Source organism: Tatumella saanichensis, from assembly GCF_000439375.1.
Taxonomy (GTDB): Bacteria; Pseudomonadota; Gammaproteobacteria; order Enterobacterales; family Enterobacteriaceae; genus Tatumella; species Tatumella saanichensis.
This window is the reverse complement of record NZ_ATMI01000004.1, coordinates 130,804-150,963: the sequence shown is the minus strand read 5'-3', so window position 1 is coordinate 150,963 and position 20,160 is coordinate 130,804. Positions and strand designations below refer to the sequence as shown.

Here is a 20,160-nt window from a genome sequence, read left to right as displayed (position 1 = left end):
GCCCGCCTGTGGCAGCGTCAGACCGGCGGTTTTGTTGGTAGCGATTAAGATTGCCGTCGACCCGCGAGACAGAAACCTCATTCGGGGGCTGTGGAGGTACGGCCCCCTCGGGTATACTGAAGTTATTCTTTATTTTTGTCCGGGTAGTTATGGAACGTTTTATTGAAAATCTGATGTATGCCACTCGCTGGCTGCTGGCTCCGGTCTATTTTGGCTTATCTCTGGGGCTGCTGGCACTGACCATTAAGTTCTTCCAAGAAATCTTTCATGTGTTGCCGCATATCTTGTCAGTGACTGAAAATGAACTGATTTTATTGCTGCTGTCGCTGGTGGATATGTCGCTGGTGGGGGGGCTGCTGATCATGGTGATGCTCTCAGGTTATGAAAACTTTATCTCTGCACTGGATATCGATGAGCATAAAGAAAAACTAAACTGGCTAGGGAAAATGGACTCTGGCTCCTTAAAGAATAAAGTCGCGGCTTCGATTGTGGCGATTTCCTCCATTCATCTGCTGCGGGTGTTTATGGAGATGCGCGCTATCGATAACAGTAAAGTGATGTGGTATATCCTGCTGCATCTGACCTTTGTGTTATCGGCGTTTGTCATGGGGTATCTGGATAAAATGTCCCGTGACAGCAAAGGTGCTCATTGATCCCACCACCTGTACGTGAAAAGGCCCCGTCAGTCATGACGGGGCCTTTTTATTTCAGGGTGAGTAAACCATTATTTTAGGGCATAGGCGATGACATAATCGCCGACCGGCGTTTTCATAAAGTGATGCCCTCCAGCCATGATCACCAAGTATTGTTTACCGTCCACCGAATAGGTCATCGGTGTCGCTTGGCCGCCTGCCGGTAGCGTATCACTCCACACCTCCTTGCCGGTGGCGGTATCAAACGCCCGGATCTTGTCATCGGTGGTGGCAGCAACAAACGTCAGGCCACCGGCAGTGACGATCGGGCCACCGTTATTTGGGGTGCCGATAGTGATCGGTAAATGTGTCGGCAGACCAAAGGGGCCATTTCTTTCAGCACTGCCCAACGGATGTTGCCATAACACTTTCTGAGTATGCATATTGATGGCGGTGATCATACCGTATGGCGGTTCGTTACACAGCATTCCGGTCAGCGGTGCAAAGAACGGTGATACATTGATGCCGTAAGGGGTATCGGCCATGGCGCCATTACCCTCTGCGCCACCGCCCCCTGGCTTAAAGGCCGGAGAGTCGATGGAGACCAGTCCCTGTTTATCGGCTTGTTTGCGGGTCACCAATTGGTCATACATCGGGGTATTGTTCCAGTTAGCAATCAGCAGTCCAGTACGCGGGTTGTAAGCCATGCTGCCCCAGTCACTGCCGCCGTTATAGCCTGGATATTCAATCCAAGGTTTGGTCAGTGATGGCGGGGTAAATTCGCCGACATAATTGGCTTGACGGAATTTGATGCGACAAGCCAACTGGTCAAATAATGAGATCCCCCACATTCTGGCTTCAGTCAGTGGTTTCATGCCCAGTCGTGGCATATTCACCGACCAAGGTTGGGTCGGACTGCGCGGATCCCCCGGTAGAATAGCCACCGGGGCCGGTTTTTCTTCTACTCGACTTAGTGGTTGGCCGGTTTCACGGTTCAGTACAAAGGTTTGGCCGCGTTTGGTCGGGATAATCATCGCCGGTATTGCCTGCCCATTCGCCCCTGGGAAGTCGAACAAGGTCGGTTGTGAACCGAGATCATAGTCCCAAACATCTTTGTGTACGGTCTGGAAGACCCATTTTTCGTCACCGGTTTTGACATCCAGCGCCACAATGGAAGATGACACCCGGTTTTCATTGGCAGAGCGTAGGGCACTGTAATAGTCTGCCGCAGAGTTTCCGGTAGGCACATACACCAATCCCAGCTTGTCGTCGCCGGTCATGGCAGCCCAAGAATTTGGGGTACCACGGCTGTAAAATTTACCCGCCGCTGGCTGGCTGTGAACGCCGGGGTTGTTGACGTCCCACGCCCACTTGAATTGTCCGGTTTCGGCATCATAACCACGGATCACACCAGAGGGCGCCCAGCGACGCTGGCCATCCAGAACTTCATGGTTGACGATGATCACACCATCGACAATCGGGACCGGAGCGGTGACCGCAACAAAGCCAGGTACGGTATAGCCGAGCCCGGTCAGCAGGTTAGTCTGTCCGTGGTCACCGAACTGCGGACAGGATTGTCCGGTCTGTGCGTCGACGGCCAGCAGCCGTTCATCCAAGGTGCCGACAATCAAACGGTTGTGGCAGAGCTGACCCTCCGGCACCACATGTGAGGTATACCATGTTAAGCCCTTACAGGCTGCCGTATAGGGGATACTGGCATATTTTACGCCGCTATCATGTTTCCAGATCTGACGTCCGGTGGCCGCATCCAATTTAATAATATTGTTGCGTGCCGAGCAGACGTACACCGCGTTGCCCACCTTAATGGGCGTATTTTCTGCCGCCCATTTGTTGGTCTCACCGTGACTTGGCAAGTCACCGGTACGGTAAGTCCACGCACGGGTGAGCTGTGACACGTTCTGTGGCGTGATCTGGTTCAATGGCGAGAAACGGGTGGCCTGGCTGTCACGGCCATAATACCTCCAGTCACTGTCCGGCTGAGCAGAAGCATCCGTTGAGGTTTGCGCGGTGAGTGGGATATCAGGGGTTGCTGCGCCAGAGTGATAGCTGTGATAGGGCACAAAGGCCATGCCAAAGGCGACAATAAATACGGCGACAAAAAAGCCTGCTAGGCCGCGACTGAGTCCTTTCTTTTGCCCGTTATGCAGAGAAGGTATCGCCAGTGACAGTAATAAGGCCAGCACGGTCAGCAGTGACATCCTCGGGATCCAGCCCCAATAATCACTGCCGCTTTCATACAGGGTCCAAAAGAACGTACCGATATAGAGCACAAAAAAGAGGGTGAAGCCGCTGGTTTTACCTTTAAACAATAACAGTGAAGAGATGAGTAGCATTAACCCTGCAATCAGGTAATACCCAGAGCCGGAGAGCGCAACCAAATAGCCCCCGCCCGCAATCAAAGGTAAGGCACACAGCAGCAGTACCACCGCCATTATCCTGACAAAAATAGACCGCTTTCCCATACCGATATCCTTACTAAAGTGAGCACTACTCAGGTAAATAAATATCTTTTTTATTTACATTAAATTTACATTCACTCTGACTATAGCAGTCGCTGCACCATAATCCGGTGAGGAGTAGGGATAGCGCATTTATTGCACATCGGGATAACCGCGCAGTGACCGGTATATCAATACCGGTCAGCAGGGAGGGTTCATCGGCCAGTGGGACGGGCACCTGCCAGATTGGGCACCATCTGTTTAATCATGGCAAAAAAGTGCCGTAAACGTGCCGGATAATAACTGGCCCAGGGGTAGGTCAGCCAAACCGGTAACGGATCGGCCTGCCATTCCGGCAGTAAGTGAACCAGCCGACCCGCAGCCAGGTCCTGCTCAACAATCCACGAGGACATTAAGGCCACCCCCAGATCAGAAAACAAAAGTTTGTGTACCGCATACAGACTGTCACTGGTCAGTCGTGGCTCAATGGTCAGAGTCTGGCGCGTCTCTTCCTGCGGACAGCGGAGGGTGATTTCGGTACGGTAAAACTGACTGAGCGCCATCCACGGCAGCTCGGCCAGTTGGGACAGCTCTTTGACCGGCGAATAATGGGATAACAGTTGCGGTGTGGCGACAATATAACGGGGGACTTCAGCTATTTGTATTGCAACCAAGTCCGGGTCGCTTAGGGCTCCGACCTGAATGGCACAGTCTATATTCTCTGCGACAAAATCTGGGGTCCGGTCATTGAGCATCCACTCAATTTTGAGATCTGGCGCACTTTTCAGCCACTCCGCCAGTGGGGTGATCATCTGATCCTGGCCGAAAGCGTGGGGCGCGCGTACCCGCAGAGTGCCGACCGGCTCATCATGAATATTGGTCAGTTCATCTTCCAGGGCATACCAGTTATTCACCAGCTGTCGGGCGTGGCGGTAGCAGCGTTCGCCGTCGTCAGTCAGCTTAAGGGCATGGGTGGTTCGCAGGATCAATTTCTGACCCAGCATATTTTCTAATGCCTGGAGTCGCCGGCTAACGGTCGGCTGACTGACCCCCAACTGCCGGGCGCTGGCAGACAGACTGCCGCTTTCGACAATCCGGATAAAGGTCTGCATTAATTCAATGCGGTCGCTGCTGCCGGGGCTGAGTTGTTTCATACGTCGGGCGCATAATGGTTGTGTAGTGTTTGAGTCTACCACGCATTACAGAAATCGGGTCTACTGGCGGCCATTCTGATAAGGAGAAACATTATGTCCGCACCTTCATCTGCCACAAGTGCGCCAGCGCTGTCAGCGTCATTGCTATTTATTCTGGCGACCGGCGCAGGCTTAAGTGTCGCTGCTATTTATTACAGCCAGCCGATGCTCAATATTATGGGGCAACCCTTCCATGCGACCCCAGCACAGACCGGTTTGATCCCGATGCTGACCCAAGCTGGTTATGCGGCAGGGATCCTACTGTTGACGCCGCTGGGGGATCGTCTGGATCGACGTAAACTGATCGCGGTGAAAGGGATCCTGCTGGCGGCAGCGCTGGTGATGTGTGGGTTCTCCCCAGATCTTAATATCCTGCTGGTCGCCAGCCTGCTGACCGGCCTGACGGCCACGGTCGCACAGGATATTGTACCGGCTGCGGCCGCGTTGGCACCGGAGCAGAGTCGCGGAAAAATAGTAGGAACAGTGATGACCGGCCTGCTGGGAGGGATATTACTGTCACGGGTGGTCAGTGGAGTCGTGGGTCAGTACCTCGGCTGGCGTAATCTCTACTTCATTGCGGCATGCTCAGTACTGATCATCACCTTGGTACTGTGGCGTACTCTACCGTCTTTCCAGCCGATGACGCGCGCGCCTTGGACATCGCTGATGCGTTCATTATGGCAGTTATGGCAGCAGCATCAGACACTGCGCCGGGCTGCGACAGCACAGGCCTTGTTATCGGTGGCCTTCAGCGCTTTTTGGTCGACCTTAGCGCTAATGCTATACAAAAATTATCACCTCGATAGTGCGGTGACCGGTGCGTTTGGGTTAGCAGGTGCTGCTGGTGCCATGGCGGCTCCGCTAGCCGGAGGTCTCGCCGACCGGATCGGTCCGGCACGGGTCACTCAGGTCGGCGCTGCGCTGGTGATCACGGCGTTTGTGATTATGTTGCCGATGCCGTTACTGCCGCCGACCTGTCAGTTAGGCCTGATCGTGGTGAGTGCTATTATTTTTGACCTTGGGATCCAGGCGTCGCTGGTGGCACATCAGACGTTGGTGTTCCGCTTGGTACCGGAAGCTCGCAGCCGTTTGAACGCCTTATTGTTTACCTTGGTCTTTGTCGGCATGTCGGCCGGTTCAGTACTGGGTAGTCTGGCATTAACCCATGCCGGTTGGCAGGGTGTGGTGATTGTGGCAATCATTGCGGCGGTCAGTGCTTTAGTGGTGCGCCTGTGTAGCCGTCATTTACAGAATTAATCCCTATTGCCGGGCCTCAGCGTCCGGCAATGTTTATCCCACAATCGCCTTCAAATGCAAATGCGTATCATTTGCTTTGTTATCTATGGCGACGGTGTTAAGCTATTTGCTATCGTCACCGCTCAGCAGGGCTGCCTGCCTCCACTAGATTACGTTTATGAACCGTTTATCCTCCGATATTCAGGTAGAAAGTTTTTCCGTCGCTGATTTTCAGCGTCTCGGTGAGCGCTATGCGATAGACTACCGCTTTCCGGCAGCAGAACCACAGTGTCCGGTGATCCATGGGCAGGTAAGCGAGTGGCAGTTGTGCTCAGGGCTGAACGTGACACATTCGGATGTGCAGGTGATGTTACCCTATGAATCCGTCTCCGCAGGCCAGTCTCCCCTATTTTTACTGGTTGTCCTTGAAGGCTCGGTTGAGCTGCGATCCGTGGGTCGGGAGATCCTGCTGAGTACCGGCAAGGTATTTTGTACCGGTTTGCATACCCCAGGCATGCTCAGTGTTAGGCATACCTCTGGACAACGGCTGGTGACGTTGGCGCTCGGTTTAGAGCCGAACAGTTGCCTGCGTCCACAAACGTTAGCTGACTGGCTGCAAAATGGCGTACCGGCAAGAGTACGCACCCTCCCTGGACACCTATTGATGACACTGCGTCACGCTGTCAGTGAGCAGACCCCGCCATTGGCTCGAGAACTGGCGTTGGAAGGGGCTCTGCTGCAGCTATTATCGCTTTTCCTGATACCGGAACCAGCGCAGGAACGACGACGTGGTGGGATCCAGCCATCAGAACATCAGCGTCTGGAAGCAGTGCGTCACTTATTGGAGTCCAGCCCAGAGCAGGAATATACGCTGGATGCGCTGGCGAAAGTGGCAGCGATGAGCAGCAGTAGCCTGCGGAGTAAATTTCGGCAAGCCTATGGTGAATCGGTGTTCGGCTATCTGCGTCAATGCCGTCTGGCGCTGGCAAAGCGGTATCTGCAACAAGGTTACAGTGTCCAACAGGCGGCATGGCATTCGGGTTACCAGCATGCCAGTAATTTTGCCACCGCTTTTCGACGCCATTACGGGACCTCCCCTGGAAATTACCCCGCTGACCGCCCGCGGATGCCATAATCCCTCACCGCGGCATTTTGTCGTTACTCATAGTTATTTCGTCACTGTGCATAACGGTGATAAGCGTCCTCAGAGCGATAATCTCTGCTAAGGGTATTTATCGACTGAGAGTTAACATGGCTAGGTACTATCGTACAGTTTTTCCACGTCTGTTGGTGGGTTCGACATTGATCGTCAGTCCTGCATTGTGGGCAGCAGAGCAGACAGAATTAGAGGTGTATGCCAACGGTCGGTCTGCCGCATCATCCCAGAGTGTGGCGACTTATACCAACAGTGCGACCAAATCCGCAGTGCCTGAAAGCCGCACGCCGCAGGTGATTGATTCAATCTCTTACCAAGAAATTGAAAAACGACATACCAATTCTCTGAATGAAATTTTGCGCTACGATGCCGGGGTTGCCAGTGAGATGCGCGGGGCCACCAGTTATATGAGCGAATATAAGATCCGGGGTTTCGCCGCGGAACATGAGTATTACAATGGCTTACAACTGCCGTATAATGTTTCTGGCAACACCAAAGCCTCGATTGATCCGATCCTGATTGAACAGGTGGATATCCTGAAAGGTCCCTCTTCGGTACTTTACGGTAATGCCTCCCCCGGTGGGCTGGTCAATATTCAGGGTAAAATGCCTCAATCGACCGCACACACCGAAGTCGGTGTCATGACCGGCAACCGCCAGTTACGCGAGGGGTATATCGACTCAACAGGGCGGCTGGCGCAGAGCGACTGGAGCTATCGTCTGATTGCCAAAGGCAGTGCCGGTCAGGATCAAGCTGTGACGACGCGTCATGAAAGTTATCTGGTTGCGCCCTCCGTCCGTTGGCAGCCGGACGATCAGACCCGATTAACCCTGGATGCCCTCTATCAGAATCAACCGTCATTAACCCCGTCATCGCCGTTACCCTTAGCTTATTTGCGCAGCGGCTATACGTCGCGCCGTGCCTATGCCGGTGATCATTGGAATGGTTTCCGCCAGCGGCAAGGGATGCTGGGTTATAGTTTCGAACATCAGTTTGATAACGGTTGGGGAGTGATACAGAAGGCTCGCTATTTTACCGTCGATACTCATCAGCAAAGTCTTTATGCGACTGGCAGCAGAACCGTTCCCACTGAGTTAACCCGTTTTGGCTATACCACCGATGAAGGAGTAGATAGTATTAATATTGATAATCAGCTGACCCGCAGTTTTACCGCAGGTGGCGGTGAACATCACCTGCTGGCAGGATTCGATTATCAGCACCTGAACTCACCTATGACATATCGTTATGCCACGACCTCGCCCGGCATTGATATGTTACATCCGGATTATGGCCTGATGGAGAGCGAGAAAGCCGGCTTGTATACTGCGAAGCGTCAGCGGTTGCGCTTCAATCAGCGGGGATATTATCTGCAGGAACACTCGGAATTTGGTGGCCTGAACCTGATGGCGGGCTTGCGTTATGATGACTATCAATCCTCCACCACCGACTATCTCAATCAGGGGCAGAAAACCTCCGTTGATCAACAGCGACTCACCAAACGGCTAGGCGTACTTTATCAATTCAGTGAGGGTATTGCCCCGTTCCTCAGTTATTCGGAAGGCTTCTTACCGGTATCACCGCAGGGAACACTGACCAGTGATCAGGCAAAGGCCACGACCAGTCGGCAAGTCGAGGGCGGTGTAAAATATCTGCTGGCAGACTATGCCACCACCCTGACAACGTCGTTGTTTGAAATCCGTCAGAAAAATGTACTGACCACCGACTATACCTACACCGCCGCTGGGCTACTGAATTATCGGCAGACAGGAGAGATACGCTCACGTGGGGCCGAGGTCACGCTGGTCAGTCGGCCGACGGATAACCTTAATCTGATTGCAAGCTACGCCTATACCCACGCTATCAATACCCGTGATGAATTGTACCAAGGGCAGAGAGCGACCCAGGTGCCAGAAAACCGGCTGACGTTATGGGGGGATTACACCTTCGACCAAGGAGCACTGAGTGGATTAATGGCCGGGGCAGGGCTACGTTACAACGGAAAAACAGCGATAACCCCAGATAACTCCGTTGCGGCAATGGGTGGCAATACGCAGTTTGATGCAGCAGTGAGTTATGATATGGGGCAGGTGAGTCCCTCACTCAAAGGCCTGACGGTGAAGGCCAGTGCCCAGAATCTGACCAATAAAATGACCTATACCTGTTACAGCAGCAGTTATTGTTGGATAGGGCGGGATCGTAGCTGGCAAGCAGGGGTCAGCTATAGCTTCTGATGTCACCCCCTGCGGTCTGACCGTAGGGGGGAACTACTATTGCAGGCCGTACTTTTTCACTTTATCAAACAAGGTACTTTTGGCGATGCCTAGGGCTTCGGCGGCCTGAGAAATATTGCCGTGATGTTTACTCAGTTCAGAGATAATTAAATCTTTCTCAAAATGCTCGACCATCTGCGGCAAGGACAGCACATGGTCAGAGCTGTGTCTGCCCGCCTCACCGGTCATGCCTAGCACACAGCGTTCGGCTTCGTTACGCAATTCACGGACATTCCCCGGCCAGGGCCAGGTCAGGTAATTCTGCATTCTGACGGTATCGATTTGCGGTACCTCGCGGCCAAAGGTGGCTGCTGCAGTTTGCGCAAAATAGTTAAACAGCAGTGGAATATCTTCTCGGCGTTCGCGTAAGGGTGGGATGGGCAATTCAATCACGTTGAGACGGAAATTCAGGTCAGCGCGGAACTCGCCCTTTTCGGCCAAGACACTCAGGTCAGCTTTGGTGGCACTGATGACACGGATATCCACCGGAATTTCTTGGTTAGAGCCGAGTCGCTCCAGCATCCGTTCCTGCAAGACTCGTAATAGCTTGATTTGCATGGGCATCGGCATACTTTCGATCTCATCGAGGAACAGCGTTCCGCCCTGCGCGTATTCTATTTTACCGATACGTTGCTGGGTGGCACCGGAAAAAGCGCCTCGTTCATGGCCGAAAATTTCGCTGTCGAACAGGGTTTCTGGCAGACCACCACAGTTCAGAGCAACAAAATTTCCCGGCCGGCCGCTGAGGTCATGAATACAGCGTGCCAGCAGCTCTTTACCGGTGCCGGTTTCTCCGTGGATCATCACGTTGGCAGGGGTGGCAGCGATATTCCTGACGGTTTGCCGCAGCTCGCACATCGGCTGTGCATGTCCGATAAAGCGGCTATCGAGATCACTGACATGGGCCAGTTGCTGACGCAGTTTTGCTACTTCCAAGGTCAGCTTGCGTTTCTCCAGTGCCCGTCTAACCTGTTGGATCAGTACCTGTGGTGAAAAGGGTTTTGGTAGAAAATCGTAGGCCCCGCTGCGCATAGCTTCGACCGCAGTCAGTATATCGCCATGTCCGGTAATGATGATCACCGGTATTTCAGGCGCAGAGACTTGTAGCTGGTGGAGAAAGTCGATGCCACTGAGCCCCGGCAGTCGCAGGTCAGTAATGATCACACCCTGAAAATCATCTGGCAGGATCTTGATGGCGTCTTCTACCGAGCCGGCACCGGTAGTGCTGATCGCTTCCAGTTCCAGAGACTGGATGCAGCTGGTGCGGACTGATTCATCGTCCTCAATAATTAGTACGTCATAGTCAGCCAATGAGAGCCTCCTGTTGCTGAGAACTGAGTTGCAGTCTGAGGGTAAAGCGGGCACCGCCGTTGCTGAGATTATCCGCACTCAGGCTACCGTTAAAACTTTTAATAATATCGGCGGAAATTGCCAGCCCCAATCCCAGGCCAGTGGTGGTTTTGGTGGTAAAGAAGGGCTCAAAAACATGGTCTATGATCGCGTCTGAAAGCCCGGGGCCGTTATCCGTCACTTCAATAATCGCCTCTGAAAAGAAGCGGAATAAGCGCACAGAAATGTGTGGGGATTCACGGTTTTCCAGTACATCAATGGCATTAGCCAGCAGGTTGACCAGCACCTGTTCCAGACGCAGTCCATTGCAGTCGGCGTAGATATCGTCACCCTGAAAATCTTTGTTGATACTGATATGTTTCTTCTCCAGCCGGTGCTTCAGCAGTACCAAGACATTGTCGATACAGTGGCTGAGACAGACCGGATTGATGCTTTCATCCGAAGGCCGAGCAAATGAGCGTAACTGGCCGGTCAGCACCCCGATGCGATCGACTAATGCTGCAATACGGCCCAGATTATCGCGGGTAGCGTCGAGATTACCGCGCTGTAAGAAGATAATGGTATTTTCTGAATAGGCGCGGATAGCGGCTAAGGGCTGATTAATTTCGTGGGCCAGTCCGGCGGATAGCTGGCCTATCACCGCCAATTTTTCAGTACGGATCAACTCTTTTTGCAGGTGCCGCTCACGCTCTTCAAACCCGAGGCGCTCGGTGATCTCGTTTTCTAGCTCGATATTTTTTTGCTGTAACTCCTGACTGCGCTCGGCGACCAAAATCTCTAGGCGGCCATAGGCATCTTTTACTGCCCGATGGTTTTCAGCGACTTTACGTATCAGTTTCAGGCGTTGACTGACAAAGTAGCCGAAGAAAATGACCGATGTCAGGACGCTATCCAACAGAGCAATGCGTAACCAGAGGTCCCGGTAGATCGGCGTGGTTGACTGCATGGTAACCAGATGCATGGTGGTGCCGGGAATCGAGGCACGGGCTGCCAAATATTGCTGACCATCGATACGGATCAGCCGGCGTCGTGGCGAGGCATTATTCACCTGCACATTGGCTAACGGCGTAATTTCTATGCCGCCAAACTGGCGGGTACTGGCGACTTCTCGGAGATCTCCCGCTTCGACGGCGGTAAAGGTATGGTAGTTCCAGCCCTTAATATTGGAAGAGAGGATGATACCGCTGGTATCGGCCAGCGCCAGAGGCTCGCTTTGCGGGGCATCCGCGACAAACAGATGTTCAAGGTCGATTTTCAGGACCAGCACACCGCCATCAATACCCGCTGATAAGTAATACCCTGGCATATTTTCACTGGTGCCGACCGCATAAAAGGCCATCACCTGTCCGTTTACCGCCTGACGAAAGTAAGGGCGGAAAGTGATATCGTGGCCGCGGAGATAATCGGCCCCGGAGGGCTGTCCGGAGGCAACAATCATCCCACTCGGAGACGCAAGAAAGACCTGTTCTGCACCGATAGCTTGGCTTATCAGGCACAGTTTGCGATGAATATATGGATAGCTTTCGGTTGAGGGATGGTGGATAAAGCGCTGTAAGTCGCTGTCCATAGCCAGAGTCAGCGGCAGATAGCGGTACTTATCGAGGTTACGTTCAAAAGTATTGACCCGGCGTTGTAAACCGGCCTGTAGATGGGATTCTGCCTGACCCATCAGTTGCGGAACCAGGGCGCGGTAACTGAGACAATCAATGACCAGTACCAACAAGGCAATAAGGGCCGCACACAGCAGCCCTTTGAGGGAAAATGAAAAAAAACGTTTCTCGGTGGGGAGTGTCTTATCTTCCTGAACCATAACCTCTTTCCTGCATAATGTATGTTTGCCGGACCCGGTCACCGAAGACTAGAATGACCGGGCGCTGAGGAGGTTCAGACCCATCTCGTCTGCAATTAGTAGATATTAAGCAGCACGATAGTGAGCACCGCCATCACTAACCGGGAAACGGCATAGCCAACCGTGTAGCCAATGGCCGGTACTGAGCTTTTTGCAGCTTCCTGAATGGCCCCTAAGGCTGCGGTAGTAGAACGTGCACCAGCACAGACGCCGAACAGGATCCCTGGGTGGAAACGGAACACATAACGGCCTAATAACAGCCCAACAATCAGTGGCACTAGTGTAACAATAATCCCACAGATAAATAAGGGTAATCCGTAGTGTTGCAGGCCACCGATAAACCCAGAAGCCGCATTGATACCGACAATCGCGATAAAGCCATTTAAACCGAGGTTATTGAGTAACCAGATGGCCGGATTGGCAATTTTACCAAAGGTACGTTTGACCGAGCGGATGTAGCCACAAATGACACCGGCAACGATGGCACCGACATTGGTCCCCAGACTGAGTGGAATGCCGCCAACATGGATAGTCACTGCACCCACCAGACAACCGATAGCAATACCAGCACACATAAACATTAGATCAGAGGTATTGCTGTTACGGTCGGCATAACCCGTTTTTGCTGCCAACGCGGCGACATCTTTACCTTCACCTTTGACGGTCAGGACATCGCCCGCTTTCAGCGGCATATCCATATCCAAGGTAACCGCCTCATCATGACGAGTGATTCCTAGTAGGAAAATACCATGTCCCGGACGGTTAAATTCGCTGTAAACCAGATCCCCCAGTGTTTTTCCTTGAGTGGTTTTTTTACTCAGGACAATATCCAGTTTTTCGGTGGCAAAATTTAATAAATTAATATCGGCACTTTCGGGCCCAATCTGTTTTTGGCAGGCAACAATATCTTTCAGTCGGCCTGATGCAATGATTTCATCGCCCTGGCTCAGCACGGTGTCGGCTTCACATTGAACGATATTTTTATTTCCTTGCTGACGAATTCGGCGAATAAATATTTTATGGCCCAACATATCTTCGGCATCGGCAACGGTTTTGCCAATAAACGCTGAGTTTTGAACGGTCAGGGCACGAGCAACATGCGAAATATAGGCGGAGTCTTTTATTTCCTGAGTGGCACCATGTGTTTTTTCATAATCGCGGCAGGCCTCAGGTAAATTAATTTTCATTAATTTTGGCCCCAGCGTTGCCAAGAACCAAGCAGAACCGGCAGTCCCAAACGGGTAGGTGACGGCATAGGCAACCGGTAACAGGGCGGCAGCAGCGGCGGCATTTTGCGACATCACACTGGAGGCGACCCCAAGGACAGTCGAGTTAGTGTAACCGCCAGACAGCAGGCCTGCTGTCAGTGCGGGATCATAGTGGAAGATTTTACCCAGCACGATGGCAGTACCCAGACCTGACAGGCAGACAATCACGGTAAAGATGACTTGCGGAAGACCGTCACTTTTCAGTGCGCGGATAAATTCTGGACCGACAGCATAACCGACGGCAAATAAAAACATATCAAAAAAGGTGGATTGCATGACGGGAGAAATATGTAAATTAAGCTGACCGATTAATAGGCCGGCAATTAATGTACTGGTGACCACGCCAAGACTAAATTTACCAATTTTAAAGGTTCCGAACCATGCGCCTAATGCCAGAGTTAAATAAATAGCGATATCCGGGTTATCATGCAGGGCAGAAATAAAAAAGTTCATGATTTTCTCCTGAAGGAAAAAAGCGGGGCGGATGGCGCCCCGAAAAGACTATCCCTGAAATAAGACTGAAGGAGAGATTAATATTGTGGTTTATAAAGTTGTTTTTCGATCCACTGACGGATATTTTCCGGACGTTCAGCCTGAGCCAACCCATTATCAAACATATATTCGGCAATTTTCACCGCAGTGGTGACCTCTGTTTCCAGAATATTATGTTGGCTTGGGTAGAGCATCCCTTTTTTCTGCATATCAGGGGTCACCTGATCGGCCGTTGCATGGGCCGCGATAATAAAGCACTCATCGTTTAACAGCAGCGGACGGGCGACATAGGTTGCCAGACCAATTGCCGGATAGATGTAGAAGTTGTTCGCCTGACCAGGCAGGAAGGTTTTTCCGTCTAGTTTAAATTCAGGGAACTGGACACCGGCGGCAAATAGGGCTTTACCTTTAGACCAAGTGTAGGCTTGCTCTGCGGTACACTCTACTTTATTGGTTGGGTTGGACAGGGCAAAAATGATTGGGCGTTCATTAATTTCACTCATTTTTTCGACCACTTGCTGGGTAAAGGCCCCGGCGCTGGTGCTGACCCCGAACAGAATGGTCGGTTTGAACTCTTCAATCACTTTGACCAGGTCACGGGTTGGCTCGGCATCCAGCGCAAATTTCTGCTGTTCCGGGCTCAGGTCTTTACGAGATTTCTCAATCAGACCATTGATGTCCATATAGGCAATACGTGAAGTGGCTTCTTCCTCAGACAGACCTAAATCGCGCAGCTCTGAACAGATAAGTTTACCGATGCCGATACCGGCAGAGCCTGCACCGTAGAACAGTACGCGCTGCTGTTTGATGTCTCCGCCTGTGATATTCATGGCACTGAAAACACCGGCTAGGGCGACGCTGGCAGTCCCCTGAATATCATCGTTGTAGCACAGGACTTTATCTTTATAACGGTCCAGATAACGGATGGCGTCAGTGCCTTTCCAATCTTCAAAGTGGATACAGCAGCCAGGGAACACGGTCTGTACGGCTTGGACGAATTCTTCAGTCAGTTCATTCAGTTCTTCTTCGCTGACCGGTTCTTCACGGGTACCTAGGTACAGCGGGTCATTACGCAGTTTTTCGTTGGTGGTACCGATATCGAACAGAATTGGCAGCAGGCAATCCGGTGGTACGGCCGCACAGGCGGTGTACAGTTGCAGTTTACCGATTGGGATCCCCATACCGTTGGCACCAATATCGCCCAGGCCGAGGATACGACCCCCGGTAGAGACACAGACAAAGCGCACATCTTTGACTGGCCAGTTTTTCAGGACTTCAGCCATGCGGCCTTTCATATGACGGGTAATGTACATCCCGCGAGGACGACGGTAGATATGACCAAACTCTAAGCAGGCATCGGCAACGATTGGATCGTACAGGATTGGGATAAAACGCATTGGGTCAGACATGATGGTTTTGTAGAACACCACTTCATTACGTTCTTCCAAGCCGATCAGATAGATGTAGCGTTCCAGATCATCTTTTTTGCTATCCAGGTGATTGAGGACACGCTGTACCTGTACATCCAGTGACTCTACAGAAGGCGGTAACAGGCCTTCAAGTTTTTTAGTTTGACGTTCCTGTTCACTGAAGGCAGTGCCTTTATTGCTGGCAGCGTCGTGCAGTAAATCCATGCCTGAAAGGGTGGTTTCAGTAGTCATGATGTAGCTCCTGTAAACAAAATGAATCAATCAAAAAGTTAACTTGCTCGCTAATACCTACTGCAACGGCTGTGCCAGCTTTTCTTAATAATTATCTTTATGAAAATAAAGGGTTTTTTATTTTTAGGTAAACTGAGGTGTCCGGATTTCCGGAAATGAATTCAAATATGAGGTTGGTTTCCCGGCCTTGGTGTTTTTTTAGACACTGAACAGGTTAATCGTGTGTAACCACAAAAGATGTAAGGTTAAATTCAAGCTTGCGCTATTTAGCATTTTTTTAAGCTTGTGGCAGTTTCCGAAAACACTACACAGTGCTGGTTGCAATTACAGGTAAAAAAAATTGCGGTCCATAAGGCAAGAAACGCTCAAAAAATCCGCGGTGATGAAGAGTTAAACAACCTTTATAAAAATAAGGGTATTCGTGCTTTTCCAAGGGGCTCCTATGTCCGGTTTTCCGTTTCACCGGTCAATATCGTGCGTCTGAAGACACCAAGGTTCCAGTGAGAACCGCTATTGTGGGTAGGTGTCAGTAAGAGGAGAGGGCTTTGTATCCCAAGTCTAGCGGGCTCCGCCGTGGTCACACACTGTCAACCCACTGTGAGAGTAGCTTCTGATAGCCGTCACATAACGCCGCGACCGACTCGTGAAAATATGACGGGTATCGCTTTTCACTCATTCAGTTTTATTAATGTTAATAAATGTTGCTAAGTTGTTAGTGTTATTATGAGTAGTGATAAATGATTTCAGCATATTGGCGGCGGGTGCTGTGGGCGGGAGACGGAGACTGCCGTCAGGCTGAGGCATTCATCGTGTAAAGGGATCGTTGATCCATGAGGGGGGAGCACTGTGTTGACCATCTTGGGCTTTGCAATGGTTGTCTGTTTTATGTACCTGATCATGACCAAACGCATGTCAGCGCTAATCGCCTTGATTTTGGTTCCCACCGTTTTTGCCTTAGTCGGCGGGTTTTATCAGGGGCTAGGTGACATGATGCTGAGTGGGGTAAAGGCGCTGGCTCCCACCGGTGTGATGCTGACGTTTTCGATTCTCTACTTTGGTCTAATGATTGATGCGGGACTGTTTGACCCCTTGGTACGCTTCATTCTGCGACTGGTCAAAGGCGATCCGTTGAAAGTGCTGGCGGGTACAGCCATTCTGACGTTGCTGGTCTCTCTGGATGGCGATAGTTCAACTACCTATATGATCGCCATTGCCGCTTTTCTACCCCTTTACCGCAAACTAGGGATGAATATTTTGATGATGACCTGCTTGGTCAATCTGGCCAGCGGTATCATGAACCTTTCACCCTGGGGTGGCCCAACGGCTCGGGCAGCAGCGGCATTACACATCGATGCCTTGGATATCTTTATTCCGATGATCCCTGCGATGCTGTTGGCCTGCATGTCGCTGGTTGTGGTTGCCGTCTGGTTTGGGATAAAAGAGCGGCGCCGGCTGGGGAAAGTCTCCTTCACCGGTGGTCATACGGACAGCATCAGCCTTGGGTTAGGAGATGAAGAGGCTTGCGCCGCCAACCGCCGTCCGGCGATGTTTTGGCCGAATTTTATCCTGACCACCGTTTTACTGGTGCTGCTGGTAATGGGTGCACTGCCAATCCAGATTTTGTTTATGTTGGCGTTTGCGATTGCAGCGATGCTCAACTATCCCTCACTCAATCAGCAGAAAGAGCGGATCGCTGCCCATGCGGCGAACGTACTGGCGGTCACTTCTCTGATTTTTGCGGCGGGTATTTTTACCGGTATTCTCTCTGGAACCGGTATGGTAGAAGCGATGGCGAAAAGTCTGCTGGCGGTGATCCCACACAGTTTCGGGCCGTATCTGGCCTTGTTTACCGGGGTGATCAGTCTGCCGTTCACCTTCTTTATGTCTAATGATGCTTTCTACTTCGGCATTTTGCCGGTGATTGCTCAGACTGCTGAAGGCTACGGCATTTCCGCCGCCGAGATAGCCCGTGCCTCGATTGTCGGTCAGCCATTCCATTTACTCAGCCCGCTAGTGCCTTCGGTCTATTTGCTGGTGGGGCTGGCAAAAGTGGATATTGGTGATCATCAGCGTTTCGCGATCAAATGGGGGATCCTGGTCAGTCTGGCACTGTTGATCGGCGGGATCCTCACCGGAGCGATCCCGCTCTATTCCTGATGATCGCTGTGCAGTGAGTGTAAAAACAGTTGTAGGATCGCATCCGGCTGGCGGCCTTTACGGGTCGCCAGCGCAATAGTATGGGTAAAGTGCAACTGTTGTGGCGCTAGGGCACGCATCAGCCCTTTTTCCTGCCAGTGGGCGGCATAATGGTCAGGTAAGAAACCGATAAAGCGACCGGTAAGGATCAGAAAAGCAATGCCTTCACGGTCAGAAGCCGTTGCCGTGCAGTTCAGCAACTGATGCAATCTGACGGTTTCGGCGGTCATGCGTTCCGCGGGTGCTATCGCATCGTACTGACGCAGCACACTGTGATCATCGCCTAAGCCGTCGGCAAATAAGGGATGAGTATGGCTGCAATACAGGGAGGATTTTTCCTCATATAACGGCAGATAATCCAGCCCAGACAGTGGCGAGATCAACGGCAGTGCGCCGACATGATAGCGTCCTTCCATCACAGCCCGCTCAATTTCTGACGGCGTGGTCATGGTGAGAGAGATATGGATATCCGGCCCCTGACGGCGCAATATCTCCAGAGCATGGGTCAGTTTCATCATCGGCTGGGTCACCAGATTATTAATGATGCCGAGATTAAAGGTTCCGCGCAGTTGGCGGTGCATCTGGTTCACTTGCTGACGAAAGGTTTCCACTGAGGCAAACAGGGTATCACTGAGCTGCAGGATCTCCCTGCCTTCATCGGTAAGGGAAAAACCGGCCCGGCCACGCTGACATAACCGCATGCCCAACCGTTTTTCCAGATCGCTCATCTGCTGGCTGATTGCCGGTCGTGACATTCCCAATAGGCTTTCTGCCACTGAGAAGCTACCGCATTCGGCAATGGTACGGAAAATCCGTAATAACTTCAGTTCATAGTCGCTGACCCGGCCCAGAGATTTGTTTTTCATTCAGGTAAGTTTTTTCATAACTAAAGGTTCAATAATAGGGATTTAACTTAACTAAGCATTGATTGCAAACTGTTCCGTATCCCTGTTATGAGGAACCACCATGTCAGACACCATCGATACTTCAGGACTTAATCTGCAGTCGCACTGGATGCCGTTCAGTGCTAACCGTAATTTTCAGCGCGATCCGCGCTTTATTGTTTCGGCGAAGGATCGCTGGTTGACCGACGACAAAGGCCGTCAGTTATATGACAGTCTGTCAGGCTTGTGGACCTGCGGTGCTGGGCATTGCCACACAGAAATTCAGACGGCGGTGGCACAGCAACTGGGGACACTGGATTATTCTCCGGGGTTCCAGTACGGCCATCCGCTGTCTTTTACCTTGGCGGAGAAAATTGCCCAGCGGATGCCAGGAGACCTCAATCATGTGTTTTTTACCGGCTCTGGATCAGAATCTGCGGATACGGCGGTGAAAATGGCCCGCGGGTATTGGCGTGCCAAAGGCCAGCCGGCGAAAACCAAATTTATCGGTCGTGCTCGCGGCTACCATGGCGTGAACATTGCCGGGACCAGTCTGGGAGGCATCGGCGGTAACCGTAAGATGTTTGGGCAGTTTATGGATGTTGATCATCTGCCTCATACCCTGCAACCGGAGCTGGCCTTTACCCAAGGTCAGGCAGAAACCGGAGGCGTGGCACTGGCTGACGAAATGCTGAAGCTGATCGAACTGCATGATGCCTCGAACATTGCGGCTGTCATCGTTGAACCGCTGTCTGGATCGGCTGGGGCGATTATTCCGCCACAAGGCTATCTGCAACGGCTGCGCGAGATTTGCGACCAGCACAATATCCTGCTGATTTTTGATGAAGTGATCACCGGCTTTGGGCGTATGGGACGCTGGACGGCGGCGGAATATTTCGGGGTGACCCCGGATATCCTTAACTTTGCCAAGCAGATCACCAACGGTGCGATACCAATGGGCGGCGTGGTGGCAACCCGCGACATCTACCAGACCTATATGTCTCAGCCATTGCCAGAGCATGCGGTGGAATTCGGCCATGGTTACACCTATTCTGGCCATCCGGTAGCCTGTGCCGCGGGCTTGGCAACACTGGAGTTGCTGGAACGCGACAACCTTATTGAACAGTCTGCGGCATTGGCGCCGGTATTTGAAACGGCCCTGCACGGTCTGCGTAATTGCCCGAATGTGGTTGATATCCGTAACTGCGGACTGGTGGGTGCGATCCAACTGGCTCCCCGGGACGGTGATGCGGCAGTGCGGCCCTTCGATGCGGGGATCGCGTTATGGAAAGCCGGCTTCTATGTCCGATTCGGCGGCGATTGTTTGCAGTTTGGTCCTATGTTTAACGCTCAGCCAGCAGAGTTGGACAGTGTCTTTGATGCGGTGGGAGAAGCCCTGCACAGTATCGATTGATCCGTTATCAGTCAGTATTAAGCCCGCGCGGCGGGCTTTTTTAGCGCGAACAGACAATAAAAAACGCCCCCGCACAGTCGCTGTACGGGGGCGTCAATCA

The 20,160-nt window shown here is 52.0% G+C and carries 13 protein-coding genes; 6 read left to right on the top strand and 7 right to left on the bottom strand.

Annotated features, from left to right (window positions below):
• Positions 1–149: 149 nt before the first annotated feature.
• A complete protein-coding gene (locus tag DW47_RS0103425; protein WP_029684950.1) occupies positions 150–653 on the top strand; it encodes a TIGR00645 family protein in 504 nt (167 codons plus the stop codon).
• A 71-nt stretch (positions 654–724) separates the two neighbouring features.
• On the opposite strand, the gene DW47_RS0103420 is transcribed toward DW47_RS0103425, so the two are convergent.
• Both DW47_RS0103420 and DW47_RS0103415 read right to left on the bottom strand, forming a co-directional pair.
• Positions 725–3,115 carry a pyrroloquinoline quinone-dependent dehydrogenase gene (locus tag DW47_RS0103420; RefSeq protein ID WP_029684949.1) on the bottom strand — a complete coding sequence of 797 codons (2,391 nt, stop codon included), beginning with the start codon at positions 3,113–3,115 and terminating at the stop codon, positions 725–727.
• A 191-nt stretch (positions 3,116–3,306) separates the two neighbouring features.
• Entirely contained in the window at positions 3,307–4,245 is a 939-nt protein-coding gene (locus DW47_RS0103415; RefSeq protein WP_029684948.1) for a LysR family transcriptional regulator, read from the bottom strand.
• 93 nt (positions 4,246–4,338) lie between these two features.
• Here DW47_RS0103415 and DW47_RS0103410 point away from each other — a divergent pair, with 93 nt between their 5' ends.
• The 3 genes from DW47_RS0103410 to DW47_RS0103400 all read left to right on the top strand — a co-directional run bounded on the left by DW47_RS0103410 (position 4,339) and on the right by DW47_RS0103400 (position 8,907).
• Positions 4,339–5,541 (top strand): MFS transporter, encoded by a 1,203-nt coding sequence (locus DW47_RS0103410; protein WP_029684947.1) that lies wholly within the window; start codon positions 4,339–4,341, stop codon positions 5,539–5,541.
• 157 nt (positions 5,542–5,698) lie between these two features.
• A complete protein-coding gene (locus DW47_RS0103405) occupies positions 5,699–6,655 on the top strand; it encodes a helix-turn-helix transcriptional regulator (RefSeq protein WP_029684946.1) in 957 nt (318 codons plus the stop codon).
• A 116-nt stretch (positions 6,656–6,771) separates the two neighbouring features.
• Positions 6,772–8,907, top strand: a complete 2,136-nt coding sequence (locus DW47_RS0103400; RefSeq protein ID WP_029684945.1) for a TonB-dependent siderophore receptor — start codon at positions 6,772–6,774, stop codon at positions 8,905–8,907.
• 36 nt (positions 8,908–8,943) lie between these two features.
• Here the strand turns inward: DW47_RS0103400 and DW47_RS0103395 are convergent, their stop codons facing one another.
• The 4 genes from DW47_RS0103395 to DW47_RS0103380 form a co-directional block, all read right to left on the bottom strand.
• A complete protein-coding gene (locus DW47_RS0103395) occupies positions 8,944–10,257 on the bottom strand; it encodes a sigma-54-dependent transcriptional regulator (protein ID WP_029684944.1) in 1,314 nt (437 codons plus the stop codon).
• Positions 10,250–12,106, bottom strand: coding sequence for a sensor histidine kinase (locus DW47_RS0103390; protein WP_029684943.1), 1,857 nt, complete (start codon positions 12,104–12,106; stop codon positions 10,250–10,252). Before DW47_RS0103390 ends, DW47_RS0103395 begins: the two co-directional genes overlap by 8 nt.
• A 95-nt stretch (positions 12,107–12,201) precedes the next feature.
• A complete protein-coding gene (locus DW47_RS0103385; protein WP_029684942.1) occupies positions 12,202–13,866 on the bottom strand; it encodes an aspartate:alanine exchanger family transporter in 1,665 nt (554 codons plus the stop codon).
• A gap of 77 nt (positions 13,867–13,943) precedes the next feature.
• Positions 13,944–15,566 carry an NAD-dependent malic enzyme gene (locus DW47_RS0103380; RefSeq protein ID WP_029684941.1) on the bottom strand — a complete coding sequence of 541 codons (1,623 nt, stop codon included), beginning with the start codon at positions 15,564–15,566 and terminating at the stop codon, positions 13,944–13,946.
• Positions 15,567–16,412: 846 nt separating this feature from the next.
• Between DW47_RS0103380 and DW47_RS0103375 the strand changes: the two genes are divergently transcribed.
• The gene (locus tag DW47_RS0103375) at positions 16,413–17,723 is read left to right on the top strand and encodes a CitMHS family transporter (protein WP_029684940.1); all 1,311 of its coding nucleotides are present in this window, start codon (positions 16,413–16,415) and stop codon (positions 17,721–17,723) included.
• Here DW47_RS0103375 and DW47_RS0103370 read toward each other — a convergent pair.
• Positions 17,714–18,628, bottom strand: a complete 915-nt coding sequence (locus DW47_RS0103370) for a LysR family transcriptional regulator (protein WP_029684939.1) — start codon at positions 18,626–18,628, stop codon at positions 17,714–17,716. The genes DW47_RS0103375 and DW47_RS0103370 overlap by 10 nt on opposite strands.
• Before the next feature lie 100 nt (positions 18,629–18,728).
• Here DW47_RS0103370 and aptA point away from each other — a divergent pair, with 100 nt between their 5' ends.
• Complete coding sequence (gene aptA / locus DW47_RS0103365) at positions 18,729–20,060, top strand: omega-aminotransferase AptA (protein WP_029684938.1); 1,332 nt, start codon at positions 18,729–18,731, stop codon at positions 20,058–20,060.
• The last annotated feature ends 100 nt before the right edge of the window (positions 20,061–20,160 follow it).

Excerpts from the sequence above, each read along its gene's own strand:
- DW47_RS0103425 (WP_029684950.1), top strand. The coding sequence starts at position 150 with ATGGAACGTTTTATTGAAAATCTGATGTATGCCACTCGCTGGCTGCTG.
- DW47_RS0103420 (WP_029684949.1), bottom strand. The coding sequence starts at position 3,115 with ATGGGAAAGCGGTCTATTTTTGTCAGGATAATGGCGGTGGTACTGCTG.
- DW47_RS0103415 (WP_029684948.1), bottom strand. The coding sequence starts at position 4,245 with ATGAAACAACTCAGCCCCGGCAGCAGCGACCGCATTGAATTAATGCAG.
- DW47_RS0103410 (WP_029684947.1), top strand. The coding sequence starts at position 4,339 with ATGTCCGCACCTTCATCTGCCACAAGTGCGCCAGCGCTGTCAGCGTCA.
- DW47_RS0103405 (WP_029684946.1), top strand. The coding sequence starts at position 5,699 with ATGAACCGTTTATCCTCCGATATTCAGGTAGAAAGTTTTTCCGTCGCT.
- DW47_RS0103400 (WP_029684945.1), top strand. The coding sequence starts at position 6,772 with ATGGCTAGGTACTATCGTACAGTTTTTCCACGTCTGTTGGTGGGTTCG.
- DW47_RS0103390 (WP_029684943.1), bottom strand. The coding sequence starts at position 12,106 with ATGGTTCAGGAAGATAAGACACTCCCCACCGAGAAACGTTTTTTTTCA.
- DW47_RS0103385 (WP_029684942.1), bottom strand. The coding sequence starts at position 13,866 with ATGAACTTTTTTATTTCTGCCCTGCATGATAACCCGGATATCGCTATT.
- DW47_RS0103380 (WP_029684941.1), bottom strand. The coding sequence starts at position 15,566 with ATGACTACTGAAACCACCCTTTCAGGCATGGATTTACTGCACGACGCT.
- DW47_RS0103370 (WP_029684939.1), bottom strand. The coding sequence starts at position 18,628 with ATGAAAAACAAATCTCTGGGCCGGGTCAGCGACTATGAACTGAAGTTA.
- aptA (WP_029684938.1), top strand. The coding sequence starts at position 18,729 with ATGTCAGACACCATCGATACTTCAGGACTTAATCTGCAGTCGCACTGG.